Source organism: Agromyces sp. GL_144, from assembly GCF_057834305.1.
Genome location: NZ_CM174399.1, coordinates 4,141,862 through 4,166,278, shown reverse-complemented (window position 1 = coordinate 4,166,278; position 24,417 = coordinate 4,141,862). Strand labels below are relative to the sequence as shown.

General features: G+C 67.7%; 26 protein-coding genes, 1 tRNA gene and 1 other annotated feature. Of the genes, 13 read left to right on the top strand and 14 right to left on the bottom strand.

What is annotated here, in order from left to right; all coding sequences use genetic code 11:
* Nucleotides 1-32 precede the first annotated feature (32 nt).
* Nucleotides 33-245, bottom strand: a complete 213-nt coding sequence (locus AC3IPY_RS19200) for an SCO4848 family membrane protein (RefSeq protein WP_489185878.1) — start codon at nucleotides 243-245, stop codon at nucleotides 33-35.
* 115 nt (nucleotides 246-360) lie between these two features.
* Here AC3IPY_RS19200 and AC3IPY_RS19195 point away from each other — a divergent pair, with 115 nt between their 5' ends.
* Both AC3IPY_RS19195 and AC3IPY_RS19190 read left to right on the top strand, forming a co-directional pair.
* On the top strand, nucleotides 361-555 hold the full coding sequence (locus AC3IPY_RS19195) for a hypothetical protein (RefSeq protein WP_489185877.1): 195 nt from the start codon (nucleotides 361-363) through the stop codon (nucleotides 553-555).
* Nucleotides 555-1,280 (top strand): hypothetical protein, encoded by a 726-nt coding sequence (locus tag AC3IPY_RS19190; protein ID WP_489185876.1) that lies wholly within the window; start codon nucleotides 555-557, stop codon nucleotides 1,278-1,280. The genes AC3IPY_RS19195 and AC3IPY_RS19190 overlap by 1 nt, the downstream gene beginning before the upstream one ends.
* A 9-nt stretch (nucleotides 1,281-1,289) precedes the next feature.
* On the opposite strand, the gene AC3IPY_RS19185 is transcribed toward AC3IPY_RS19190, so the two are convergent.
* The 4 genes from AC3IPY_RS19185 to AC3IPY_RS19170 all read right to left on the bottom strand — a co-directional run bounded on the left by AC3IPY_RS19185 (nucleotide 1,290) and on the right by AC3IPY_RS19170 (nucleotide 4,688).
* Entirely contained in the window at nucleotides 1,290-2,141 is an 852-nt protein-coding gene (locus AC3IPY_RS19185; RefSeq protein ID WP_489185875.1) for an aldo/keto reductase, read from the bottom strand.
* A gap of 112 nt (nucleotides 2,142-2,253) precedes the next feature.
* Nucleotides 2,254-3,663 (bottom strand): dihydrolipoyl dehydrogenase family protein, encoded by a 1,410-nt coding sequence (locus AC3IPY_RS19180; RefSeq protein WP_489185874.1) that lies wholly within the window; start codon nucleotides 3,661-3,663, stop codon nucleotides 2,254-2,256.
* A complete protein-coding gene (locus AC3IPY_RS19175; protein ID WP_489185873.1) occupies nucleotides 3,660-4,226 on the bottom strand; it encodes a hypothetical protein in 567 nt (188 codons plus the stop codon). The genes AC3IPY_RS19180 and AC3IPY_RS19175 overlap by 4 nt, the downstream gene beginning before the upstream one ends.
* Before the next feature lie 30 nt (nucleotides 4,227-4,256).
* Nucleotides 4,257-4,688 carry an organic hydroperoxide resistance protein gene (locus AC3IPY_RS19170; protein ID WP_489185872.1) on the bottom strand — a complete coding sequence of 144 codons (432 nt, stop codon included), beginning with the start codon at nucleotides 4,686-4,688 and terminating at the stop codon, nucleotides 4,257-4,259.
* A 157-nt stretch (nucleotides 4,689-4,845) separates the two neighbouring features.
* Here AC3IPY_RS19170 and AC3IPY_RS19165 point away from each other — a divergent pair, with 157 nt between their 5' ends.
* On the top strand, nucleotides 4,846-5,400 hold the full coding sequence (locus AC3IPY_RS19165) for a TetR/AcrR family transcriptional regulator (RefSeq protein WP_489185871.1): 555 nt from the start codon (nucleotides 4,846-4,848) through the stop codon (nucleotides 5,398-5,400).
* Between the two features lie 780 nt (nucleotides 5,401-6,180).
* Here the strand turns inward: AC3IPY_RS19165 and AC3IPY_RS19160 are convergent.
* The gene (locus AC3IPY_RS19160) at nucleotides 6,181-6,441 is read right to left on the bottom strand and encodes a hypothetical protein (protein ID WP_489185870.1); all 261 of its coding nucleotides are present in this window, start codon (nucleotides 6,439-6,441) and stop codon (nucleotides 6,181-6,183) included.
* A gap of 191 nt (nucleotides 6,442-6,632) precedes the next feature.
* Here AC3IPY_RS19160 and AC3IPY_RS19155 point away from each other — a divergent pair, with 191 nt between their 5' ends.
* From AC3IPY_RS19155 to AC3IPY_RS19135, 5 genes are all read left to right on the top strand, one after another.
* Nucleotides 6,633-6,827 (top strand): hypothetical protein, encoded by a 195-nt coding sequence (locus AC3IPY_RS19155; protein ID WP_489185869.1) that lies wholly within the window; start codon nucleotides 6,633-6,635, stop codon nucleotides 6,825-6,827.
* A gap of 148 nt (nucleotides 6,828-6,975) precedes the next feature.
* Nucleotides 6,976-8,448 (top strand): ATP-binding protein, encoded by a 1,473-nt coding sequence (locus AC3IPY_RS19150; protein ID WP_489185868.1) that lies wholly within the window; start codon nucleotides 6,976-6,978, stop codon nucleotides 8,446-8,448.
* Between the two features lie 1,180 nt (nucleotides 8,449-9,628).
* On the top strand, nucleotides 9,629-10,405 hold the full coding sequence (locus AC3IPY_RS19145) for a hypothetical protein (protein ID WP_489185867.1): 777 nt from the start codon (nucleotides 9,629-9,631) through the stop codon (nucleotides 10,403-10,405).
* A 223-nt stretch (nucleotides 10,406-10,628) separates the two neighbouring features.
* Nucleotides 10,629-11,893 (top strand): IS3 family transposase gene (locus AC3IPY_RS19140; protein WP_489185866.1). Its coding sequence is split into 2 segments (ribosomal slippage): nucleotides 10,629-10,920 and nucleotides 10,920-11,893, totalling 1,266 coding nucleotides; the frame shifts between segments, so codons are not numbered across the junction.
* Nucleotides 10,913-11,041 (top strand) — a sequence feature (AL1L pseudoknot). Its footprint overlaps the gene before it by 129 nt.
* A 100-nt stretch (nucleotides 11,894-11,993) precedes the next feature.
* Nucleotides 11,994-12,260, top strand: coding sequence for a hypothetical protein (locus AC3IPY_RS19135; RefSeq protein ID WP_489185865.1), 267 nt, complete (start codon nucleotides 11,994-11,996; stop codon nucleotides 12,258-12,260).
* A gap of 171 nt (nucleotides 12,261-12,431) precedes the next feature.
* Here the strand turns inward: AC3IPY_RS19135 and AC3IPY_RS19130 are convergent, their stop codons facing one another.
* Both AC3IPY_RS19130 and AC3IPY_RS19125 read right to left on the bottom strand, forming a co-directional pair.
* Nucleotides 12,432-13,469 carry a hypothetical protein gene (locus AC3IPY_RS19130; RefSeq protein ID WP_489185864.1) on the bottom strand — a complete coding sequence of 346 codons (1,038 nt, stop codon included), beginning with the start codon at nucleotides 13,467-13,469 and terminating at the stop codon, nucleotides 12,432-12,434.
* A gap of 486 nt (nucleotides 13,470-13,955) precedes the next feature.
* A tRNA-Gly gene (locus AC3IPY_RS19125) sits at nucleotides 13,956-14,029 on the bottom strand.
* A gap of 142 nt (nucleotides 14,030-14,171) precedes the next feature.
* On the opposite strand from AC3IPY_RS19125, the gene dcd reads away from it, so the two are divergent.
* Together dcd and AC3IPY_RS19115 are read left to right on the top strand one after the other, a co-directional pair.
* Nucleotides 14,172-14,777, top strand: coding sequence for a dCTP deaminase (gene dcd / locus AC3IPY_RS19120; protein ID WP_489185863.1), 606 nt, complete (start codon nucleotides 14,172-14,174; stop codon nucleotides 14,775-14,777).
* Between the two features lie 78 nt (nucleotides 14,778-14,855).
* Complete coding sequence (locus tag AC3IPY_RS19115) at nucleotides 14,856-15,998, top strand: carboxylate-amine ligase (RefSeq protein ID WP_489185862.1); 1,143 nt, start codon at nucleotides 14,856-14,858, stop codon at nucleotides 15,996-15,998.
* Nucleotides 15,999-16,071: 73 nt separating this feature from the next.
* Here AC3IPY_RS19115 and AC3IPY_RS19110 read toward each other — a convergent pair whose 3' ends face one another.
* The gene (locus tag AC3IPY_RS19110) at nucleotides 16,072-16,686 is read right to left on the bottom strand and encodes a flavodoxin family protein (RefSeq protein WP_489185861.1); all 615 of its coding nucleotides are present in this window, start codon (nucleotides 16,684-16,686) and stop codon (nucleotides 16,072-16,074) included.
* Nucleotides 16,683-17,657, bottom strand: coding sequence for a TIGR03557 family F420-dependent LLM class oxidoreductase (locus tag AC3IPY_RS19105; protein ID WP_489185860.1), 975 nt, complete (start codon nucleotides 17,655-17,657; stop codon nucleotides 16,683-16,685). Before AC3IPY_RS19105 ends, AC3IPY_RS19110 begins: the two co-directional genes overlap by 4 nt.
* A gap of 143 nt (nucleotides 17,658-17,800) precedes the next feature.
* Here AC3IPY_RS19105 and AC3IPY_RS19100 point away from each other — a divergent pair, with 143 nt between their 5' ends.
* Nucleotides 17,801-19,372: an FAD-dependent oxidoreductase gene (locus tag AC3IPY_RS19100; RefSeq protein ID WP_489185859.1), complete on the top strand. Its 1,572-nt coding sequence runs from the start codon at nucleotides 17,801-17,803 to the stop codon at nucleotides 19,370-19,372.
* 39 nt (nucleotides 19,373-19,411) lie between these two features.
* A complete protein-coding gene (locus AC3IPY_RS19095; protein WP_489185858.1) occupies nucleotides 19,412-20,230 on the top strand; it encodes a ribokinase in 819 nt (272 codons plus the stop codon).
* A gap of 110 nt (nucleotides 20,231-20,340) precedes the next feature.
* Here the strand turns inward: AC3IPY_RS19095 and AC3IPY_RS19090 are convergent, their stop codons facing one another.
* Nucleotides 20,341-21,297, bottom strand: coding sequence for an alpha/beta hydrolase family protein (locus AC3IPY_RS19090; protein WP_489185857.1), 957 nt, complete (start codon nucleotides 21,295-21,297; stop codon nucleotides 20,341-20,343).
* Nucleotides 21,298-21,369: 72 nt separating this feature from the next.
* Here AC3IPY_RS19090 and AC3IPY_RS19085 point away from each other — a divergent pair, with 72 nt between their 5' ends.
* Nucleotides 21,370-22,065 carry a TetR/AcrR family transcriptional regulator gene (locus AC3IPY_RS19085; RefSeq protein ID WP_489185856.1) on the top strand — a complete coding sequence of 232 codons (696 nt, stop codon included), beginning with the start codon at nucleotides 21,370-21,372 and terminating at the stop codon, nucleotides 22,063-22,065.
* Between the two features lie 72 nt (nucleotides 22,066-22,137).
* Here the strand turns inward: AC3IPY_RS19085 and AC3IPY_RS19080 are convergent, their stop codons facing one another.
* The 3 genes from AC3IPY_RS19080 to AC3IPY_RS19070 form a co-directional block, all read right to left on the bottom strand.
* The gene (locus AC3IPY_RS19080; protein WP_489185855.1) at nucleotides 22,138-22,959 is read right to left on the bottom strand and encodes a PDC sensor domain-containing protein; all 822 of its coding nucleotides are present in this window, start codon (nucleotides 22,957-22,959) and stop codon (nucleotides 22,138-22,140) included.
* A gap of 401 nt (nucleotides 22,960-23,360) precedes the next feature.
* Nucleotides 23,361-23,618, bottom strand: coding sequence for a hypothetical protein (locus AC3IPY_RS19075; protein ID WP_489185854.1), 258 nt, complete (start codon nucleotides 23,616-23,618; stop codon nucleotides 23,361-23,363).
* A gap of 93 nt (nucleotides 23,619-23,711) precedes the next feature.
* Entirely contained in the window at nucleotides 23,712-24,362 is a 651-nt protein-coding gene (locus AC3IPY_RS19070) for a LysE family translocator (RefSeq protein ID WP_489185853.1), read from the bottom strand.
* Between the last annotated feature and the right edge of the window lie 55 nt (nucleotides 24,363-24,417).

The window sequence follows — 24,417 nt, the reverse complement described above, 5'->3', positions numbered from 1 at the left end:
CCCGGCGAACGGGCGGGCGGCCGCGGGTCGCGTCAGAGGAGGACGAGCACTCCGGCGACGGCGGATGCCGCGGCGAGCACGAGTGCGATGACGATGAGCACCACGTGCACGGTGTAGAACGCGGTGCGCCGTCCGTCCGCATCGCGGGCCCGCGGGTCGGCGGCGATGCGCGGGTAGAAGCGCGGCCAGGCCACGAGGTTGAAGAGGGCGTTGGCGAAGAGCACCACGGCGGCGAAGACGGTCACGGTTCGATCGTAGGTGCGTGTCAGACGGCCACGGTAACGTGCCTGGGAATGAACGAGACCTTCTGCTGAGACCGCCATAGTATTGGTTTGAGCAGGCAAGAACGGGGGATGAGTCATGGCGCCAGTCATCGAACTTTCGAGCGACAGACTGATCGTTCGACGAGCCGAATTGTTGGAGTCGGTTGGCCTATCGACGAACGACGAGTTTCTCGAGCGAGCCAACCTTGGGCTGCTCAGCGATAGCGAATGGGCGATTCGCGACGAGTTGGACGGGATCTCCTTCCTGCTCGGCGACGACACCTCCGACTAGTGCAGGCGTCTGACAAGACGCTCGGGCAGGCGCGTGAGCTCGCCGATCGTCTCACGGAGACCCTCAGAGCATCGCTGCCCGAGCAACCGCAGATCGTTGCGCTCTGGGAGGCGAAACGTCGACGAGCGATCATCACTGCAGCCGATGATGCTGGCGCTCCCGTCGTGATGCCGTTGCTGGTTTCGGGCGAGCAAGTCGGAAGCTGGTCGGTCGCTCTGTACTGCACTCTCGACGACTGGGAGCAGCGCTTCCTCAAGGTCGTGAAGTCCAACCTCGCCGTTCGGTCGGTGTGGGAGAAGACGCCCTTGGTCCGATTGGAGTACGACTCGAAGCTGCAGACTTCTCCTGCATCGCATTGGCAGTTTCACGGTGAACGTGGCGCTTTCTCTCACTGGCTCGCTCGCGCACACGCGAGTCATTCGTATGTCACGGCGAGCCCACATTCCTTGTCGACACTGCACTTCCCGACGGGCGGTGTGCGCATGCGTCCAGCGATTGAAGACTTCATCGAATTTCTCATCAAGGAATGCGGCGTCGACCACATGCCGGAATGGCAGAACGCTGTGAGCGACGGGCGCGACATCTGGCGTCGCATGCAGTTCCGGGCGCTCGTCGGTGATCTCCAGGAAGAGGCCGCAGAGAGACTCAAAGACCTCGGATGGGCGGTCGCACCGCCGCCGGGTCACGAGCCGTACGTCCGAGAGCGTACGCTGCGAGATTGGTGACCGCCCTCCTCAGCCCCCGAGCCGACGGGCACTGAGGTGCCGCACCACGTCGGGGTCCCGGTGGTCGAAGAACTGCGAGCTGGCCTCGTCGAGGGTGGCGATGCGGTCCATCTCGTCGTCGGAGAGGGTGAAGTCGAACACGTCGAGGTTCTGCGACATCCGCTCGGGGCTGACGGTCTTGGGGATGACCACGACGTCGCGCTGGATCATCCAGCGCAGCACGACCTGCGCGACGGACTTGCCGTGGTCTGCGCCGATCTCGGTGAGCAGCGGGTTGGCGAACAGGCCGTTCCTGCCCTCGGCGAACGGTCCCCACGACTCGTGCTGCACGCCCTCGGCGACGAGCACCTCGTGCGCGCCGCCCTGCTGGTGGTACGGGTTCGTCTCGATCTGGTTGACGGCCGGCGTGATCTCGGTGTTGACGATGAGGTCGATCAGTCGGTCGGGCGGGAAGTTCGACACCCCGATCGCGCGGGCGCGGCCCTCGCGGTTGATCTTCTCCATCGCCCGCCACTGACCGTAGTAGTCGCCGAAGGGCTGGTGGATCAGGTACAGGTCGACGTGGTCGAGGCCGAGCCTGCGCAGCGAGTCGTCGAAGGCGCGAGCCGTGTTCTCCTCGGCCGGGGCGCTCTGCACCCAGAGCTTGGTGGTGATGAAGAGCTCTTCGCGCGGCACGCCGCTCTTGGCGATCGCCGCGCCGACGGCCTCCTCGTTGCCGTATGCGGCGGCCGTGTCGATGAGTCGGTAGCCGGCGGTGATCGCCGAGGTGACCGCGGCCTCGGTCTCCTCGGGTCCGACCTGATAGACGCCGAAGCCGAGGATGGGCATCTCGATGCCGTTGTTGAGGGTGACGGTCTGCATGGGGTGTTCCTTTCGGTGGGCCGGCGGACTCAGTCCACACCCGCGGCGGGATCCGCGGAAGGGGGTGGCGTTCCGGGTACTGACAGGCCCTCCCTCTCGCGGCGCATGCGGCCTACGACGGCCTGCCGTACGCCTCCAGCAGGCGCAGCCATGCTTCGCTGAGGGTCGGGTACGCCGGGACCGCATGCCAGAGCCGATCGATCGCGACCTCCCCGACGATCGCGATCGTCGCCGCGTGCACCAGTTCCGCGGTGTCCTGGCCCACGAACGTCGCGCCGACGACGACTCGGCGGTCCTCGTCGACGACGAGCTTCGCCCGACCGGTGTAGCCGTCCGCGTGGAGCTTCGCTCCGCCGACGCCGCCGAGGTCGACCTCCACGACCCTGACGCGGAGTCCGGACTCGCGCGCAGCCTTCTCGGTGAGGCCGACTGCGGCGACCTCCGGGTCGGTGAACACCACGCGGGGCACCGCCGCGTGGTCGGCTGATGCGACGTGCCGGCCCCATGCGCCGTCGTCCAACGTGTTCCCTTGCAGCCGGGCCGCGATGGCCTCGCCCGCGGCCCGAGCCTGGTACTTTCCCTGGTGGGTGAGCAGCGCGCGGCCGTTGACGTCGCCCACTGCGGAGAGCCAGTCGCTGCCCTCGACGAGCATCGTGTCGTCGACCACGAGCTTCGTGTCCGCGCCCACCGTCTCGAGACCGAGGTCGTCGGTCGCGGGCCGACGCCCGGTGGCGACCAGCAGTTGCTCGGCCCGAAGCATGGTCCCGTCGTCGAGGGCGACGCTGACGATGCCCTCGGCGTCGCGATCCACCCGAGTGGGCGCGGCGTCGATGCGGACGTCGACGCCCTCCTCGGTCAGCGCGGCGGCGACGAGTTCGCCGACGAACGGCTCTTCACGCTCCAGGAGCGCGGTGCGCGAGAGCACCGTCACCTGAGAGCCCAGCGACGAGAACGCGAAGGCCAGCTCCGAGCCGGCGACACCGCCGCCGATGATGATGAGGCGAGGAGGGACGTGGTCGGCCGAGGTCGCCTCGCGCGTGCCCCAGGGCGACGCATCCGCAAGACCGGCGATCGGCGGCAGCACCGGCACGGAACCTGTGGCGATCGCCACCGCCCGTGCGGAGTAGACGCGGTCGCCGACCTGAACCCGACGCGGGCCGACGATCCGGCCGCGGCCGCGGATCAGGTCGATGCCGGCCGAGGCGAGCCACGACACCTGGCCGTCGTCCCTCCAGCCGTCGGTGAACGAGTCGCGCCGCGCGAACACCGCGGCGGTGTCGATGCCGCCGACCGCTTCGCGGGCTCCGGCCAGGCGCCGGGCCGCGCGCAGCGCGTGGCCGCTGCGCAGGAGGGCCTTGGACGGCATGCACGCCCAGTAGGAGCACTCTCCGCCGACGAGTTCTGCTTCGATGATCGCGACGCTGATGCCTCGCTTGGCGGCGTAGTCCGCCACGTTCTCGCCGACGGGACCGGCGCCGATCACGATCAGGTCGTAGTCCGCAGCGTGCTCACGGCCGCTCATCGTGCACCCTTTCGAAGGGCGACGCTGAGTCGGATCGCGGAGAGCAGGAAGAAGATCGCTCCGAGCGTCGCGTAGCCGGCCACGCCGACGATGGCCTCCGAGCCCTGAAGCCCCTGGAACAGGAACGCAGCGCCTGCGAAGACCGAGATGCCGCCGCTGAGCATCTGCGGCACCTGCCCGCCCGCGCGGCGGTTGCGGATCGCCGAGATGAACTGCGGGATGCCCGCACCGATCGCCCAGACGCCCCATACCGCGAGTGCGCTCGCCGGCGAGAACGTCGAAGCGACGCCGAGGGCGATCGCGACGAGGACGCTGACGACGACGTTGATCCATTCGCTCGTCGTGGATCGATCGGAGTCGGGCGCAGCGCGCAGTTGCCACAGCACCGCGCCCGCGTCGAAGAGCGGATACACGATCAGCAGCACGGTCAGGAGCGGACCGGCGCCGGCGGCCGCGGCGAACAGGAGCCCGGCCCAGAGGAGGGCGAAGGCGAAGCGGATGAAGTACAGCCGTCGAAGTGACCGGCTGAACGACAGGGTGGGCGTCGTTGCGGAATTCGTCACGAGGGTCTCGCTTTCGTGGGCTCGTCGCGTTCAGGCGACGGTGGTCGTGAGGGTGACAGGCACGTTGCCGTGGACTGCGTTCGAATACGGGCACACGTCATGTGCGGCGGCGGTGAGCGCCTCGGCAGTCTCGAGGGCGATGCCTCCGCCGACGGTCACCATGAGTGCGGCGGTGAGGGCGAAGCCTCCGGTCTCGGTCGGGATCACGGAGACCTCGGCAGTGACCGTGGAGCCGACGAGCGGCACCTTGCGCTGCGAGGCCACGAGCTTCAGCGCCGAGTGGAAGCACGAAGACCATCCGGCGGCGAAGAGCTGCTCGGGGTTGGTCGCGCCTCCGGGGCCGCCCATGGATGTCGGGATCGCAAGCGTGACATCGAGCAGCCCGTCATCGGTGACCGCTCGACCTCCCGCCCGGCCGTCTCCGGTCGACGTGGCGGTGGCGGTGTAGAGGGATGCAGACATGGTTCTCCTTCGGTTCTCGATGTAGAGTTACTAGTACGTCTACATCGAGAACCGTAGACTGCAGAGAGCGCCGGCGCAAGCCGACCGATCGGAACCGGAGCACGAAATGCAGGCTGACGCCATCGATCCCCCGACTGCATCTGCGCCGCGGGCCGGCATGCGTTCCCGGATCCTGGATGCCGCGAGCGAGCTGTTCTACAGCCAAGGGATCCGCGCGACGAGTGCCGACCGCATCATCGAGCAGGTGGGCATCACGAAGGTCACCTTCTATCGCCACTTCCGCACGAAGAGCGACCTCGTGGTCGCCTACCTCGGCCAGCAGGCGGCCAGGGAGCAGGCATGGATGGCGAGCGTGGTGCGGGCAGGGGAGCCCTCGGCCACCCTGCGCGCGCTCGCCGCAGGGATCGGCGATGCGAGTTGCGTGTCAGGGTTCCGCGGGTGCGCATTCATCAATGCGGCAGCGGAGTTCGGCGACCCCGAGGATCCGGTGCGTCTCGCCGTCGATGCACACCGTCGGTGGATGCGCGACTACTTCGCCGAGATCGCGATCGAGGCCGGATCGAGCGACGCGGAATCCGCGGCGGAGCAGCTCATGATCCTGCGCGATGGCGCGATGGTGAACGGCTACCTCGGCGAACCCCAGGCGTTGGCCGCAGCCCTCGAGGCGGGGTTCCTCTCGGTCCTCGCGACGAAGGGCGGCAAAGGCGGCTAGCCGAGCCACTCGGGCCGGCGAGGAGCGCTCGGTGGAAAATGACAATGAGTTTGTCAGAACACCTTCACTGTATGCGCCCAACCGCCTCGACCCGCTTGTTCTTGGGATTTTTGCGAAGTCGAGCGTGCCAACAGGTTGTCCTCTCCGCAATACTCGCTGAGCGAGTCGCCGGTTTTCGTAAAACGGTGCCAACGAGTTTGACATTCCAAGCCGTACCCGCACGCCTGGACCGCAGGTCGTGTAAGTAGAGGTTCTCGCGCAACCTGTCATATTCTCAGACCACTTGTCACGCACTTGGCAAAATGACAAGTGCCCGAGAATCGGCTCGGCGCCTCCGACAGGAGTTGCCGCTCATCCTTTCGCGGATCCCATCGATGGATGAGCAATCGGTGCCCAACGCCGTTGCAGTAGACGCATCCCTGCGGGCGTTCTCAGCGGGCCGGGTAAACGGGCACCTCACTCACCAGACCCGGCCGACGCTCACTCGGCGATCGACTCACGTCCGCTGCGCGACCGTCTTGCGGGCGATGTCGGAGAACTGACACTCTTGGCGAGGCTGCACTCGGGTGATCGGAGTTCAAATGCGAGCGTCTCGAAAGCAACTCGTTGCGGCCGCAATCGCTGGAGTCGTGGTCTGCGGAATCGGTCTCATCATTTTTCTGTCAGGTGAGTTCTGGGCTTTGCTCATCGCGCTCATTGGTGCGTCCGTGGCGATCATCAGTTTTAGCTTCAGTCGGACCAGGTAGGCGTCTCGTCGCTGAGCAATCCGTTTGCAGGTGGTCACTCTCCGTCGACCCCTGTCGGGTCCTGATTGTGTTGGGCCTGGAGGGCGCGGAACGAATAGATCCGCGCCGCTACCGCGGCGATGAAAGCGAGGGTGAGGATCACGAGCACCACGATCGCGCCGGCTGACCAGTGATTGAGAATCCCGTAGAGGAGAAATCCCGCAGCGCTGGCTGCGACGAGGACGCTGATCGCGAGGAAGGTCAAGAGTCGGCGCCGGATCTGTTGGAACGGTCGTGGAACTGTGGCGTCTCTCATTTGACCAGTCTTAGCGCGATCGCTGCGCCCGCGATAGGGGTGCGATGCGCGGATGAGTGCGCCCGCTGGCGGATCCCAATGCGCACACGTTGCCGGATTCATCGACGGGCGCTTGGGGCAGCTGACTCTCTTCGCTCGGCGAGGCTTGTGAAGACCACTTCGTACTCGCCCTGCGGCCAGAGGAGCACCCTGTGCACGAATCGACCGTCGGCTTCGACGTCAACTTCGTCGTAGATGATCTCGCCCGTATTGCGGCATTGCCCTTAGCCGCCGAGGAACGTTCGTTGCAGTGGTGCCGTGACAATCTGCGGCAGCAGGGCAGCAGTATCTCCGGGTCGCGACTCGACGACCAATCGCGAGCGCGTGGTGCTCGGCATGCGCGATGATCGACTGCGAGCACAGCGTTCAGATTCGCGCGGTGTGAGCGCTCGCTTCGGCCAGCGGATGACCGCAATCGTGGGGTGCTGCAATGAGCGGCGCTTGAGTCTGCGATGCCGAACAGAAAGGGGAACGCCGAGCCTTGGCTGATCGACGATGCTGACTCCGGATCGAAAGCTCCTCGCCAGACTCTGTGCCGAGCCCGCCGAGCGGCCGTGGCTGGAGTTCAAGGAGAACCTCGACAACCCTCAGGAGATCGGCGAGTACATCTCGGCGCTTGCCAACGGCGCCGTCCTCGCCGGGAGGACGCATGCTTACCTCATTTGGGGGGTTCGGGACAGCGACCACCTGATCGTCGGTACCAAGGTTGACCCATGGGCCACCAAGGGCGCGGGGAACGAAGACCTCATTCCGTGGCTGACGCGCGGCCTTGAGCCACAGGTGTACTTCGTGTTCCGCCGGATCGATACAGGCCCTTCCATGTCGGCGGTCATCCTCGAGATCGATGCGGCCCGAGCGCGCCCAGTCTCCTTCCGCGGCGAACGGTTCATACGAATCGGCAGTTACAAGAAGCCGCTGCATGAGCATCCCGAGCACGAGGCAAAACTCTGGGAAGCCTTCCGAGGCAGCTCCTTCGAATCCGGTATCGCCCAGCACGGGCTCAGCGATGAAGGGGCGATTGCATCGCTCGCGTATAGCGCCTACTTCGATCTCACGGGCGCCAGACTTCCAGAGACTCGGCGTGGCATCGCTGACCAACTCGTCTCTGAAGGACTCCTCGTGCGATCTGACAGCGGCACCGCGATCACGAACCTCGGCGCCCTCCTGTTCGCGCGCGACCTCAGCGAGTTTCCGACGGTTTCCCGGAAGGCTGCCCGCGTAACTGAGTACCGAACCAACAGTCGGGCGGAGGCGCTACACGAGCAACGAGGAGGGCGGGGATATGCGGCAGGTTTTGAAGGGCTCATGGAGTATCTGTCGGCGCTACTGCCGAGAGTCGAAGCAATCGAGAGTGGCCTCAGGCGCGACCAACCCCTCTACCCCGACGCGGCCGTTCGAGAGCTCACGGCGAACATGCTGATCCATCAAGACTTCACAATCGCAGGCAGTGGACCGATGATCGAGGTCTTTCCGAACAGGGTCGAGTTCACCAACCCTGGTGAGCCGCTCATCAGCGTGCGGAAATTCCTCGGACCGCGGCCCCCCTCGCGAAACGAGGCGCTCGCTTCGTTCATGACCCGCGCGCACATCTCTGAGGAACGCGGATCCGGGTGGGAGAAGATCGCAACCCAGGTCGAACTCCACCAACTGCCGGCACCCCGGATAACAGTGGAGTCCAACCACACCAAGGTGGCCCTGTTTGGCCCACGGACCTTCGCGGAGATGACCCGCGTAGAGCGCGTGGAAGCCGTCTTCCTCCATGCCGCCCTCCGGCACGTCTCGGGTGAGCCGACGATGAACTCCTCAGTGCGCGAACGATTCGGGATCCCTGACGCCAATAGCGCCCAAGCCTCACGGGTTCTCCGAGACGCGTTGAGCAGTGGACTGCTCGTGCTCGAAGACGAAGCGGCCGGCGCGAAGAGCCGTCGATACCTGCCGTACTGGGCGCAGGACGAGTCAAGTGATTGACCGGTGCTTGACTCAATCCCACGATTCCCTCATCGACGCATACCCGTGACCGCGATGAAATGGCTCTGATCAGGAAATTCAAGATCCCGACGGCGGGCAGTATTGCTTGACCCATGTTTGACTGGGGGTGCGGCGGCGGTCGATCCCGCGCGTTTCGACGTGGGCGCGCTGCATGAGCGTCTCAAGCTCGCTAGTTGAAAGGCCGCTCGATCACGCACGCTCGTCAGTCGTCGGCAGGATTCCCATCCGCACCTGTACGTGGGGGAACTCCCATCTAGCCGACCGCGTCAACGGACAGGACCCCCAAAATAGGGGGGGCTGTAAACCCCCGCGCGTCCCACGGGCGACACCGTCGGGGGTATATCGTTCGTGCCATGCGGAGGAGCGAACGTTGAGAGTCCCGAGCCCCCTTCCAGGTGGTTCCAAGCGCGGCCGACGAGTTACGCCGGCCCTCATGTCAGACATCGACCGTGTCTGGCTCGCACCAAACCACCCGAGCGTCGGGTGGGACCTTCTACAGTCCGCCGGACATCTCTCGCCGGACAAGGCAGCATGCCTGCTCCTTGAGCACATGCCGCAAACCAACCATGATGTGAGCCTCGAGCGACGCCTTGACAGCATCGGTATCGCCCTGGGGACGCTGCGTCCCTCGTTTTCCGCGCGCGACAACGCGCGCTCTCTATGGAGATCCACCCTCCCTGTAATGCTGGTGAGTGACCGCCCTCGACGAAGACACGCTCAGCTCGCGCGAGAACTCGCTGAGCAGGTCGGTTACCTCGTCTACGGTTCCGCCGAGGGGTCGACAAGCCACCGAAGGGTCCGCGATTTCGCGGACGAGTTTGAGCAAGCCTTCGCGGGAGTTTGAACGGAAAGTGGTCGACGCGAACGCCGTCGTCCGCACAATGAAGTCCCGCGCAAATGCCGCGGGTTCAAGTGACGGGGGAACATGGTCAAGTCCAATAGATCGAAGTATCGGTCTGTCCCGAAACCGGTGAGTACCCCTCTGTCCATCCCGCTTACCCGACCCTCGGCATGGCACGGCAACGGTGACCCGAATGGCCCATTCGACGTCCTGCGTTTGAACTTCCTGGTCAAAGAGAAGCGACTCAGTCAGACTGGATACGGCGACGCGACCGCTTCCATGGTGAGTCCGACGAACGCGCAGATGCAGACCCGCCACATGGTCCGATTCGTGTACGAAAAGGTGGACACCGCCACCCTTGTTCAGGACCACCTGCTCTGCTCTGGTTTCACCGCCAAGATTGGCGCGGACGTCCGCCTCGGTTGCGACAAGTTTGGAACTGCAGACTTCACAAGCGCACTTGAGGAGCACTTCACAGAGACGCTCCAGACGACGCGGACGGTCACGTCGGCGCGCACACGGCACTTCGAAAGCGAAGAGGAGGTGACAGTCACTATCCCTGGCGGTAAGGAACGGGCAGTGCACGCCGCCCCCTACCGCCTCCACGAACTGTCAGTCCGACTCAGTCACGTCGACCACCTCATCGTGTCCTACGAATCGAGCCACGCGGGCCTCCGTGTCCGCCGAGTTAAGAAGCCGGCGCTGCACGACGGGGACAAATCGCATCGCGGCAACTGGACCCAGTACGGACTACTACTCGGCGCCTACCAGTACTGGGTCCGTGAAGGGGACGCGAGCCGAAATCTGGTCAGTGTGAGCGAGCACGAAGCGAACAACATCAACCCTGAGCACGTCAGCTTCATACCAGCCAAGAAAGTTGATCGAAAGTTCTACAATCTGGATCCATTCAACGGAACACCGAGTCTCTACAAGATCGCCAACGCCGCGTTCCCGTTGAAGGATAGGCAGCGGCGGGAGGTCTGGACGGAGGAGGAGTTGCTCGCCCTCCCTGACTGGGATGTTGACTCCGCCTGGTCGTGGGAAAACCTGCGGCGAAAGCGGCGCGCAGCGTACCGGCTGGCAGGGCCGGCCTAGAACTTCCGCGGCAGATTCGGCATCGTCAGACGTCGACCTGGAGGTTCGGCCGAGGGCCGAAACTCGCGCGCAAGTGGCTGTGTGCGACCGCCGGCAGATGTTGTCCGATTAATGAAGGCGGATCGGAACGCGACCATGGTCGCGGAAATGCAGGAGTTCATTGATGAGATCTGAAGCGCCCCGGGGTTCGTGGAGGGCCTGATTCCCCGAGAGGATGATTGTTATGCCGGCACCGAGGAAGTATCCGCAGGAGTTGCGGGAGCGGGCCATGCGGCTCGTGCAGGAAGCGCGTAGGGAAGATCCGGAGCTGTCGTTGAACGCGGCGGTGGTGCGGATCGGTCAGCGGACGGGGGTGAACCCGGATACGTTGCGCGGCTGGTGCAAGCAGGGTGCGATCGACGCGGGCGAACGTCCCGGGACGACGACGACGGACGCGGTCAGGATCAAGCAGCTCGAGGCGGAGAACCGCGAACTCAAGCGTGCGAATGAGATTCTGTTGGCGGCGTCCTCGTTCTTCGCGCGGGAGCTCGACCCGCGACTGCCCTGGTAGTGGCGTTCATCGACGACCACCGTGACCGGTTCGGGGTCGAGCCGATCTGTCGTGTGCTCACCGAGCATGGCGTGCCGATCGCCCCGTCCGGCTACTACGCGTTCAAGAAGCGGCCGCCCTCGGCCCGGGCGATACGGGACGCGGAGCTGGTCGTTCAGATCGAGCGGGTGTTCTGGGATCGCAACCTCGGTCGTGGGATCAGCGGTGCCCGCAAGGTCTGGCGCCTGCTCAAACGTGAAGGCATCATCGTGGCCCGCTGCACGGTGGAACGCCTCATGCGCCAGCTCGGGCTGCGTGGCATCCGCCGCGGCAAGCAGTTCGTCACGACCCGGCCCGAGGACTCATCGACGCGGCCGGCGGATCATGTGAACCGTGAGTTCCGCGCGGACCGTCCGAACGAGCTCTGGGTGGTCGACTTCACCTATGTGCCGACGTGGTCGGGAATGGCGTTCACGGCGTTCGTCACCGATGTGTTCTCACGACGGATCGTGGGATGGCGGACGATGCCCCGGATGCCGACCGATCTGCCGTTGGACGCGCTCGAGATGGCGCTCTGGATCCGCGACACCGCTGGCGAGGACGTCACGGGCGTCATTCAGCATTCCGATGCCGGGTCGCAGTACACCGCGCTGCGCTACACCGACCGGCTCGCGGAAGCCGGTGCGATCGCATCGATCGGGACCGTCGGCGACAGCTACGACAATGCCCTCGCGGAAACCGTTGTCGGGCTGTACAAGACCGAGTGCGTCAAGATCGATGGCCCGTTCCGCACGGCGGACGAGCTCGAGCTTGCGACCCTGTCATGGGTGCACTGGTTCAACGAGAACCGGCTGCACTCCTCGATCGGATACCTCACCCCGATCGAGAAGGAGAACGAGTACTACCGTGAGATCAACCCCCAGCGGCACCCGTCGCTGGGAGAACTCGCCCTCCACTAAATCCGGGGCGCTTCAATCCGACGATTCATGGATGACGCAGAATTGGCCGGTGCGGACACTGGCCGCGTCGCGACCGTCTACGACATCAACATGCAGTCCCGTGAAGAAGACGACGAGCGCCGACCTCGTCGTCGCCGTTTCATCGAATTCAGACGGTCAGATCGTGCACCGGAAGATCGATCCGAACCAAACCCACCCGTACGGCGCCACGGAACTGCTGCAGAAAGTCAGCGCGAAGCGCGCCGGTCGCAAGCTAACGACCTGCGATCACCAGGCGATCTGCTGGAAGGAAGCGATGCGCGACAACCCGAGACACGCATGGAAGTACAGTAACGGCGTGGCTCACGTGTGCTCAGGGACGCCGTGAGCTACCTCGTTAGTGTCACCGACATCGGTTCGATCAGATTCGGGTTGAGTACGACGCCAGTCGCTCAAGGTCGAAGCCGACATCCTGGAAATGTGCTCGAGTTTGCGCACGCGGCACGTGTGTATAAGAGTGCGTCGCGTCTGAAGATTCGGGCGTGCGCGTAAGGTTCGCTTAAGCCGCGAGACCCAATTCGCTGGCGGATCGATCATCTCCCCAGAGACTCGAATCGATCAACATGCTTCGGGCGAACCTGCTTCCACGCGGATCCAACTGCCCCTTTAGGGCATCCATACCGATCGTCGCACCAAGGCCAGCCACAAAGTCTGCGATCTGGATCCGAGCGTCGCTCTTGGAATCACCGGTCAAGATCTGACCCACTCTGACGGGCGGCGCGAGTCGACGAAACTCTGGGGAGGGGCTGCGGAGAGCATTCGCCATGTGCTCCATCGCAGTGGAGGACGGAACGGGGCCGACATCATGAATGACGTTGATGATCTTCGATCGGTCGCGATCGTGCCATTCGCGAATCGTCTGCGCCAGGCTTGGAATTAGCGGGTCGAGGGCTGGTATTTCACTCTGGCCCGGATCGAGCTTCGACACCAGCGTGTCGGCGATCCCGCGCGCACCAAGGAGCTCCGTCAGGACATCCTCGACGTTGCGCCTGGTGGCCTTGAACCGTGCATTCTCCAGCTTTAGGAAGAAACCCTCGACTGTCTCCTTTGGCACCGCTTTTCTCTGCTGGTTTCTGGAATCCACCCGAGCAAGGGAGTTAAACGCTTGAAGTAGTTCAGCCCACCGTTCGTCGCCCAACGCGCGCGCACCATCCCGGTACAGGGCGAACGCCAGACGCCGTGCCTCACCGCTGCCGTACATGTCGTCACCACGCTCATGCGCAAGCTCTTCGAGGAGGAGATCCACAACCTTGCCGACCAGTACGAAGCGTTTCTCCGAGAGATAGAACATGGCGCGGCCTGACAGTCGTACCTCGAACAGTTCGTCAACGAGGTCGGCGTCGTCCTTCAGATGTTTCCACTTGATCTCGGTCGCCTTGCGTGTGGTCCTCTTCAGCACCCATTCAAGGAGTTCTTCGGATTCATCCATCGACAGGTCGTGGCTGCCCTCACTGAAAACTCCGAGCTCGGATCCCGTCAGGTTCTCGCCCGTGTTTCCGGATTCATCACAGGCAATCCAGTGGTTTTCACCGAGCATCGTTCTTCCTCTCTTTCGGGCAGCCTGCTGCATGATAGCCAACGACGAAGCGCGGTTGAGCTGGTTGAGTCAGTGGAGCGTTGCGGGGGTTTTGCTTGCCGCCGGCGCCCCGCTTTCGCGGTGCGATCCGATGCCCCAAATGGAGCGGGTCTGGGTCTCTCCGTCACATCAAGGGGCGCGGCAATGTGGAGAAAGCGTTTCAGCATCAGCCACCCTGTGGGGCGGCCCGCCTACGCTTCCGCTCTCCGACGAGTGACGACGAGGATTGTGATGCCCCGCCCATAGGAGTCAGAGAGGCGCAAGTGCGTTGACGATGCTGACACTGTCTGACTGCTCCCAATTAAGCCAAACTGACCTGATCTTGAGCCATCTCGATCGGGCTAATCAGGGTGCTTGGTTTCGTGACAAGTTTGTCACTGAAAACGGATCGAATGACAAACTCGTTGGCAAGATTGTCAAACTCGGTGTCATTCTCCACCGATGACATGGAGCGGATGACGGGAATCGAACCCGCGCTATCAGCTTGGGAAGCTGAAGTTCTACCATTGAACTACATCCGCATGCGGCATCCGATCGGATGCAGCGGTGACCATCGTATCAATGGTCTCGACACGCTTCGCTACTCGATCGGCGGTATGCACGTCGATTCGCTTCGCTACTCGACCGACCGATCGGATCCGAGCGCGTTGCTACGCTGGCACCGTGCTTCTCTCGGATCGTGACATCAGGGCCGAACTCGACGCGGGCCGCATCGGCCTGGAGCCCTACGAACCGGGCATGATCCAGCCGTCGTCGATCGACGTGCGCCTCGACCGGTACTTCCGCCTGTTCGACAACCACAAGTACCCGTTCATCGATCCGGCCGAAGACCAGCCCGAGCTGACGCACCTCATCCAGGTGAAGCCCGAGGAGCCGTTCATCCTGCACCCGGGCGAGTTCGTGCTCGCCTCGACGTACGAGGCGGTCACGCTGCCCGACGACGTGGCCGCGCGCCTCGAGGGCAAGAGCTCGCTGGGCCGCCTCGGCCTGCTCACGCACTCGACGGCGGGCTTCATCGACCCCGGGTTCACGGGCCACGTCACGCTCGAGCTCAGCAACGTCGCGACCCTGCCGATCAAGCTCTGGCCGGGCATGAAGATCGGCCAAATGTGCTTCTTCCGCCTCTCGTCGCCGAGTGAGCGGCCCTACGGCTCGGCCGAGTACAGCTCGCGTTACCAGGGCCAGCGCGGCCCCACGGCATCGCGGTCGTTCCACAACTTCCACCGCACCGACGTCGGCGCGACCGACGCGGGTTCGCTCGGGGGCTGATCGGCTGCCGCCCCGCACCGTCGGGACGGTCGGCGTCAAGCCCTCGTTTCCACGCGTTCGAGCGGGTAGGCATAGGTCATGCCGACATCGGAGTCCAGCGCGCAGAGCGCGAACCGCCCCGCCGATCCGGCCGGGACGACCTTCGGCATCGAGGAGGAGTTCGTCCTCGTCGAGCCCGAGACGCTGCGGCCCGTCGCTCTCGGCGCCGAGGCGCTCGCCGTCCTGAAGCCCGAGTTCGAGGCGGCGACCACCGAGTTCCTCGCCTCGCAGCTCGAGGTCGCGACCGGCATCTGCCGTGCGGCCGATGAGGCGCTCGGGCAACTCGAGACGTTCCGAGCCGCGCTCACCGAGGTCGCCGGTGATCTCGGCGTCGTGGCGGCGGCCACCGGCACGCCGTTCGAGGTCGAGCGTGCCCCCGAGGTCACGCAGGCCGCGCGATACGAGCACATCCGCGATGACATCGGGGCGATGATCGACGACCACCAGGTCTGCGGCATGCACGTGCACGTCGGGGTCCCGGACATGGATGATCGGGTGCGGGTGCTCAACGGGCTGCGCGAATGGATGCCGGTGCTCACCGCGGTGGCGGCGAACTCGCCGTTCTGGCACGGGGAGGACACCGGGTTCGCGAGCTGGCGCACGGTCGTGATGCGGCGCTGGACCACCGCAGGCATCCCGTCGCCGTTCGCCGACGTCGCCGACTACGACCACCGCATCAGCGACCTGATCGGCATCGGAGCCACGCGCGACAAGCCCCTCGTCGCGTGGACGCTGCGTCTCTCCCACCACCTGCCCACGATCGAGCTCCGTTTCGCCGACGCCCAGCTCGTCGCGGACGATTCCGTCGCGATCGCCCTGCTCTGCCGCCGCATCGTGCGCGGCATCCTGCGCGGTTCCGGCCGATCGGGCGGCACGGAGGAGTCCAGGTTCGCCCCCGAGGTGCTCGACGCGGCCGTGTGGGAGGCTGCGAAGTTCGGGCTCGACGCGACGGTGCCCGACCCCGTGCGCGGCACGATGGCGCCGATCCTCGAGGTGCTGGCGTCGGCGCTCGAGATGCACGACGACGCCGACGGATGCGTGGAGGCGATCGACGCGCTGCTCGAGCGCGGCACGGGAGCCGATCGCCAGCGCGCCTCCTACGCCGCCGGCGGCATCGTCGGCCTCCGCGCGTGCATCGCGGCATCCGGGCCCGAGGGCGCGGACCACCGCGTGGCGGTCTGACCGCCTGACTTCGGCGGTCGAGTAGCGCAGCGTATCGAGACCCCGCGCGTGGTCGCGACACACTCGTGCGGCGCTACTCGACCGGCGGCGGATACGGCGCGTTCCTGAGCAGGCGCGCGAGGTGTGCACTGTGCCGCGCGAGCGTCGCGTTCGTCGTGGCCACGGCCTCGGGGGTCTCGGGGAGGTCCTTGTAGTCGGTCGTCTGCATCGCCTCGCCGTTCCAGTACGTCGAGGCCTGCGACGCGACCGAGAACCCGACGTCGACGAGGGCCTGCAGCACGTCGGCGATGATCGCGTGGGCGCCGTCCTCGTTGCCGGTGACGGCCACCGCCGCGACCTTGCCGGCGAGCAGCGGGCGGCCCTCGTCGTCGGTCTCGGAGAGCTCGGCGTCGAGTCGCTCGATCACGCGCTGCGCGACGCTCGACGGATGGCCGACCCAGGTCGGGGTCGCGAACAGCAGGATGTCGGCGTCGAGGACCTTGCTCCGGATCGCCGGCCACTCATCGCCGTCGCCCAAGTCGGCTTCGACGCCCGGCTTCACGTCGTGGTCGACGACGCGCACGAGCTCGGTCTCGGCGCCGTCGGCGACGAACAGGTCGAGCACCTGGCGGGCGAGCAGCTCGGTGCTCGACTCGGCGGGCGAGGGCTTCAGCGTGCAGTTGAGGGCGAGGACGCGCAGGGTGGTCATGAGCCGTTCCTTCCGAGGTCGCGGAGTCGTGGTCCGAGGTCGGCCTCGAACACGTCGAAGAAGCCGTCGGGGTCGGGGCCGAGGTTCATGAGCGCCACGTGGTCGAAGCCGGCATCGACGAACGGGCGAACGGCTTCCACATGGGCGTCGGGGTCGGGGCCCACGCTGAGCTGCTCGGCGACGTCCTCCCGTCGGATGTACTCGCTCGCCGCCTCGAAGTTCACCGGGTTCGGCAGCTCGCTCATGACCTTCCAGCCGGTGAGGCTCCAGCGGGCGGTCGTCCAGGCGGCCTCGACCGCGGCGTCCTCGGTCGTCGCCCAGGCGAGGCCCGCCTCACCGTACTTCGCACCGGTGCCGCCCAGGCGCTCGTACTCGGCCACCAGATCGGCGTCCGGCTCGACGGCGAAGATCCCGTCGCCGAGCTCGGCGGCCACCGTTGCGGATGCCGCGCCGCTCGCGGCCACCGCGATCGCGGGCGGTTCGTCGGGCAGGTCGAACACGCGTGCGTCCTCGAGATCGAGGTAGCGGCCCTCGTAGCTCCGGTAGCCGCCCTCCCACAGGAGGCGGATGATCTCCAGCGCTTCGCGCAGCATCTCGTGCCGCTGCGCGACGGCCGGGTAGCCTCGCCCGACGACATGCTCGTTCAGGCGTTCGCCCGCTCCGACGCCGAGCGTGAACCGTCCCTCGCTGAGCAGCGCGACGGTCGCGGCCGCCTGCGCGATGATCGCCGGGTGGTATCGCATCGACGGGCAGGTCACCCCGGTCGCGAGCCCGATGCGCTCGGTGCCCTGCGCGATCGCGCCGAGCACCGACCAGGCGAACGGCGAATGCCCCTGCACGTCGAGCCACGGATGGTAGTGGTCGCTGATCTCGACGAAGTCGAAGCCGGCGGCCTCGGCGCGCTGCGCCTGCCGAACGAGTTCCGCGGGGCCGAAGCCCTCCGCGGCGAGTTTGTATCCGAACTGCACCATGCGTGCACGCTAGGCGGGTACCGGCCAGGCCGCACGGGGGTTGACGGTCGGGGTGCACGGCACTACCCGGGACGCGTATACGTGAGTCGCGGCATCCGCGCCACCCCGTTGTCGGTGTTCGGTGACCCACGTAGGTTTCGGGCATGACCTCGCTCTGGCTCGCGCGCCCGCTTCCGATCGAGACCGACGACGCGGCGTCCTCGCCGCGCGCCTTCGACGAGATCGTCGTCGGGGCAGGCCTCACCGGCCTCGTCACGGCCGTGCTGCTCGCCCGCGCCGGGCGTCGCGTCGGCGTGCTCGAGGCGCGCGAGGTCGGCGCCGTCGCCACGGGGAACACGACGGCGAAGCTCAGCGTGCTGCAGGGCGCGCACCTCCAGCGTGTTCGGCGGCGCACCTCGGCGCGCGTGCTGCAGGCCTACGTCGACGCGAACCTCGCCGGGCAGGCGTGGCTGCTCGACTACCTCGCCGACCGCGGTGTTCCCGTGCAGCGGCGCGATGCCGTGAGCTTCGCCGCGACGGCGGCGGGGCGCGAGACCGTCGAGCGCGAGGCGCAGGTCGCCCGCGAGGCCGGCCTGCACGTCATGACCGATGTGCCGAACGACGTGCCGTTCCCCGTGCACGCGGCCGTGCGCCTCACCGGGCAGGCGCAGTTCGACCCGATCGAGGTGCTCGCCGCGCTCGCCGCGGAGCTGCGCGCCCTCGGCGGCGTCATCCGCACTGGCGTCCGCATGACCGGAGCCCGTGTCGGCCGGCCCGTGCGGGTGCGCACGACCGACGGCGAGTTCGCCTGCGAGCGCCTGGTCATCGCGACCGGCACGCCGATCCTCGATCGCGGGCTCTCGTTCGCGAAGCTGCGTGGGAATCGCTCCTACGCCGCCGCATACCGAACGGATGCCTCGCTGCCGCAGGCCATGTACCTCAGCGTCGACGAGCCCGCCCGATCGATCCGAACGGCACCGGATCCCGACCTCGGCTCCGGCGCCGCCGAGCTGCTCCTCGTGGGCGGGTACGGACACGAGGTCGGCCGGCATCCGTCGCCGCGTTCGAGGGTCGACGCGCTCGACGCGTGGGCACGCACCACCTGGCCGGATGCCTCGCTCACGCACCGGTGGAGCGCACAGGACTACGAGACCCCGCACGGGGTGCCGTTCGTCGGCTGGCTCCCGCGCGGACGCGGCCGGGTGTTCCTCGCGACCGGCTACGACAAGTGGGGCATGACGAACGCCGTGCAATGCGGGCTCACCCTCGCCGCCGACCTGCTCGGTGACCTGCCCGACTGGGCGCGCACGCTGCGGCACCGGTTCACGACGCCGGTCGCGCTCGGCGTCGGCATCGGCATGAACGCGGCGGTCGCGAAGCACTACGCGGTCGGTTGGGGGCGTGTGCTCGTGACGCGCCTGCCAGAGCAGGCGGCACCGCCCGAGGGCGAGGGCATGGTCGGCCGCGCGGGACGCGCCCCGGTGCCGACGGCCGTCTCGACGGTCGACGGCGTCACCTGCCGCGTCTCGGGCATCTGCCCGCACCTCGGCGCCGTGCTCGCGTGGAACGACGCCGAGCACACCTGGGACTGCCCGGCTCACGCGTCGCGCTTCACTGCCGACGGCGTGCGCCTCGAGGGGCCGGCCACGCGCGATCTGCGGCCGATCGCCGGTGGAGTGGCGCCGCGCCTCGACGCGCGGGTCGACGAGGCGCGGACGGTCGCGCCGGTCGGGTAGCGAAGCGTATCGAGACCCGCCCCCGATAGGCTCCCCACCATGGGTGCGCGCGTCGTGGTGGTGGGCTCGATCAACGTCGATGCGATCGTGCGGGTCGAGACGCATCCGGCACCCGGAGAGACCGTGCTCGGCCTCGGCGTCGAGCTGCTGCCGGGCGGCAAGGGGGCGAATCTCGCGCTCGCCGCGGCATCCGCCGGTGCCGACGTGCTGCTGATCGGCCGGGTCGGTGACGACGATCACGGGCGGCGCTACCTCGAGCAGCTCGCCGCGCACGGCGTCGACGTCTCGGCGGTGACCGTCGATGCCGCACAGCCGACCGGGCAGGCCTTCATCACGGTCGACGCCGCCGGCGAGAACAGCATCATCGTGGTCGGCGGTGCGAACGCCACGCTCGAGCCGGATGCCGCGGCCCGGGCGATCCCCGACGATGCGGGTCTCGTCGTCACGCAGCTCGAGCTCGCGCCCGAGGTGGCCGAGGCCGTGCTGCGTCGCGGACGCGAGCTCGGGGCGACGACCGTCTTCAACGCGTCACCCGTCTCGCAGGCGGCATCCGCCCTGCTCGACCTGGCCGACGTCGTCATCGTGAACGAGCACGAGTGGGCGGCGCTCGGTCGGCCCGCCGATGCCTGCGTGACCCTCGGCGCCGCGGGCGCCCGCTGGGGAGGAGCGGATGCCGCGCCCCGGCCGATCGACGTCGTCGACACCACCGGCGCGGGCGACGCATTCGCCGGCACGCTCGTGGCGCGTCTCGCCGCGGGCGCCGACCGTGCCTCTGCGCTGCGTGACGCCGTCGACGCCGGAGCCAGGGCCACGACGCACGGGGGCGCCCAACCCTGGCGCTTCACGGGCGCCGAGTAGCCGAGCGTCGGTCGAGGAGCGACGCAGGCTGAGGAGCGCACAGCGCCGGTCGAGTGGCGCCGCGTATCGAGACCATCTCGCGCACGGGTCTCGATACGGCGCCGGCGCGCCTACTCGAGCGTCGGGCTGATCGCGGCCAGCGCGGCCGACGCGTCGGGAACGCGCACGGCAGCGGCATCCGGAGCCGTGACGAAGTCGAGCACGGCGTCGAGCGTGACGTCGGCGCGCAGGATGCGGTTGTGCCCGAGGCCCTCGGTGGCGACGAGCCGTGCTCGACCGAGGTGGGCGTCGGCGAGCTTCGGCGCCTCGGCGAAGGGGATGCGGCGGTCGCCGCGGTCGTGCACGAGGAGCAGCGGCACGTCGTCGGGCAGGGGATGCACCAGCGCCGAGTAGCGGTCGTACGGGTCTTCGGGGCCGGTGAAGAGGCGTCCGTAGCGGCGGGCGAGGGCGTCGCGCGTCGGCCGGTCGAGGCCGAGGATGTCGCCGAATCCGTCGACGAACACGTGCGGGGTGGCCGCCGCGGCGATCGTGGCGACGCGATGGACGTCGATGCCCTCGCTCGGTGCGAGCACGGCGGCGAGGCCTCCGAACGAGTGGCCGACGATCGCGTGGAAGCGCCCGAGGCGCTGCTGCAGGGCGGCGAGCACGTCGAGGTGGTCGACGAGGTAGGTGCCGCGCCCGCCCGACTCGCCGTTCGCGGGCGCGTCGAACGCGACGATGCGGAATCCCGCGCTGCGCAGCTCCCGCACGAGCGTCGCGAACACGCTCGCGCGGGACTGCCAGCCGTGCGCGAGCACGATCGTGTCGGGCCCGGCGCCCCATTCGTACGTGACGACCTCGACTCCACGGTGCTGGACGCCGGGGATGCGCACCGTGCTGCGGCGGGCCGCGGCATGCGTCGCGGCGTCGGCGCGAGCGACCGGGATGCGCCGACCGACGCGCCGGAACAGCGGGAGTGCGAGGCGGGCCGCGAATTCGGGCGATGCCTGCGACGCCAGGCGGATGCCGCCGCCGGCCGTCTTCAGCGTCGCCGTGCCCGCTGCGATGGCGATGGATGACCTGCCCATGCGTGTGCCTCCAGAAAACTCTACGAACGTTCGTACGTAGAGTGTACGAACGTTCGTGCGTAAACTGCAAGCATGACGATGATCGACGGCAGACGGGCCCGCGGCGACGCCTCACGGCGCCTGGTGCTCGCGCACGCCGCCGACCTCGCCTCGATGGAGGGGCTCGACGGGCTCTCCATCGGGCGCCTCGCCGCCGAGGCCGCGGTGAGCAAGAGCGGCATCGCCACCCTGTTCGGCTCGAAGGAGCAGCTGCAGCTGGCGACGGTGGCCGCCGCAGCCGAGCGCTTCGCCGCGACCGTCATCGAGCCCGCACGCGTGCAGCCCCGAGGCATCCGTCGCCTGACCGCGCTGCTCGACCGGGTGGTCGCCTATTCCGAGGACCGGGTCTTCCCCGGCGGATGCTTCTTCTCGTCCAGTGCCGCCGACTTCCACTCCAAGCCGGGGCCGGTGCGCGACGCGCTGGCCGACCAGCTCGAGAGCTGGCTCGGCTACCTCGCGGCATCCGCTCGCTTCGCCGTCGCGCAGGGAGAGCTGCCCGACCTCGACGATCCCGACCAGCTCGCGTTCGAACTGCAGGGCACCTTCGAGTGGATGAACCTCATGGCCGTCATCCGCGAGGCCGACAGCGCCGTGCACTACGGGCGCGCCCGTCGGGCGTACCGCGGGCGCCTCATCGCCTTCGGCGGCGACCCGGCCATCGCCGAGCTCGTGCTCACGCCGGGTGCAGCGCTGCGTCCCTCGGTCGAGTCGGTCGAGTCGGTCGAGTAGCGACGAAGGGGCGCATCGCGACCTGGGCTGCTGGTCTCGATACGGCGCCGGTGCGCCTCCTCGACCGGCTGCCTACTCGACGGGCGAGGGCGCCTCGGCGACGAGCGCGAGCGTCGTGTCGCCGCACGGCACGACGAGCTCGCCGCCGGGCAGCTGCACGGGGTCGGCCGAGCGCTCGTCGTGCAGCGGGGCCAGCGCCTCGGCGAGACCGTCGATGCGCAGCAGCGCCCCGGGGGCACGCCGTGCATCGTTCGAGGCGAGGATCCGGCCGGAGGCCGTGAGCAGGGTGCCGCTGCCGCCCCATTCGCGGAGGACCGGCAGCAGCTCGCGCTCGAGCCGGGCGACATCGGCGTCTGCCCCGACCACGCCGACCATCTCGCCGTCGGCGACGACGGGAGTGGTGATGGTCACGGTGTCGTCGTCGGTGCGAACGGAGTCGACGTACGGGCCGGTGACGTGCCGGCGGCCGGTGCGCTCGGGGACGCGCCACCATTCGAGGGTCGTGTAGTCGCGGAACCGGGCCGAACCCGGATCGCTCACCGCGTCGAGGCGGCGCAGCGCCGGCGCCCCGGAGGAGCGGAACGTTCGGGTGCCGCTCAGCCACCAGGCCAGGTGCCACGTCGCGTCGGCCAGGTATCCGGGCGCGGCCGCGAAGCCCGCGCCGGTGACGAGGGCTCCGTCGCGCTGCAGCTCGGCGCCGACGAGTGCCTCGATCACGGGATCGAGGGTCTCGGCGTCGGCATCGGGCGAGCCGGTCAGTGCTCCGGCGAACGGGCCGGACAGTTCGGTCTCGAGCACGCTGCGCCATCCGTCGATCATGGCGATGGCGGGCTCGATGGTCGAGGCGACTCGCTTCGCGATGTGCTCGGCGGCGAGATCGAGGGTGGTGCTCACGCGGTGGGTCCTTCCGCACAGGCGATGTGCTCAGTGGTCGCACGTCGCGCATGTTCGGGTTGCGCGTCGCAGACCGACCGGTCACGTCGAGCCGCACGGTGCGGCTGCGGTCACGAGCATCCTCCTCCCGGAGGCACCTCGAAAGCAAGGGTCCGACGCTGCCGTCGACGCGGCGGGGCGAGCGGATGTCGCGGCTCGGCCCGTCGCCGGACCGGGGTGTGCCTCCACGTTGCGCGGTACTTCGGTACTTCTCCACTTCGGTACCGCATCCTGAACGGCACCCCCGCCGGCGATGCTCTGCACCGCACCGCACCGCACCGCACCGCACCGAGCCGAGCCTCCGTCGGCGCGGTCGCGGGTCCGTTCAGGGAGCGAGCGCGGCGCGGAGAGTCATCCGCGGCTCAGCGATTGACCCAGTGCATCGCCAGGTAGTGGGCCACGGCCTCGCGGGCTTCGGCCGGATCGAGGCGTGCGTCACGTCGGGCGCCGGCTCGAGGCATCCGCCGAGCCCTGAGCCATGCGAGCGACGCCCGCCAGGCGAGCGCGAGCGACCCGCGTCGAGCTCGCGCCTGCTCGAGGGGCAGACGGGAGACGAGCGCGGCGCAGGCCTGGGCAGCGGAGGGCATCGGCTCGGGTGCGGGAACCTGGCAGGTCGTCATGTCGGGCGTCCTTTCGGTGGCGGTGGAATCGGCGGTCGGAACCGGCGGGTCGGCGGCAGTGTCGGTGCGGTGCTCGGGGTGCGGTGCGGCCGCTCACGGCGCCGCGGTCGCGGGCACGGGCGCCTCGATGAGCAGGTGGATGCCGACGCCGGCCAGCAGCGCCGCGGTGGTGCGGCGCTGCCACGGGAGCCAGCGGGGTCTCCGCCGCAGGAATACGGCGATCGCGCCGGCGCCGAGGATGATGAGCGCGTTGACGACGAGGCTCACCGCGATCTGCACGCCGCCGAGGATGAAGCCCTGCCCGACGACGGCGCCGTGCCCCGGAACGATGAACTGCGGGATGAGCGCGACGTACATGATCGCGGCCTTCGGGTTCAGCAGGTTCGTGACGAGGCCCATCGAGAACAGGCGCGCCCTCGAGTCGCGGGCGAGGTCGCGCACCTCGAAGAGCGCGATGCCGCCGGAGACCGCCCGCACGGCGAGGTACAGCAGGTAGAGCGCCCCGGCGATCTTCAGCCCGGTGTACAGCCACGGCACGACGATGAACACGGCGGCGAGGCCGAGGTTCGCCATCGTCATGTACACGAGGAAGCCGACGACCGTTCCGCCGAGCGAGACGAGACCCGCGACCGGCCCCTGCGACAGGCTGCGCGAGACCAGGTAGATCATGTTCGGGCCGGGCGTCAGCACCATCGCCAGCGCGACGAGGGCGATGCCGACCACGGCGCCAGACTCCACCGGCATGGCGTCCTCCGTTTCGGTCGCGCGTGCCGCGGCGAGCGGATGCCGGCCCTGTCGC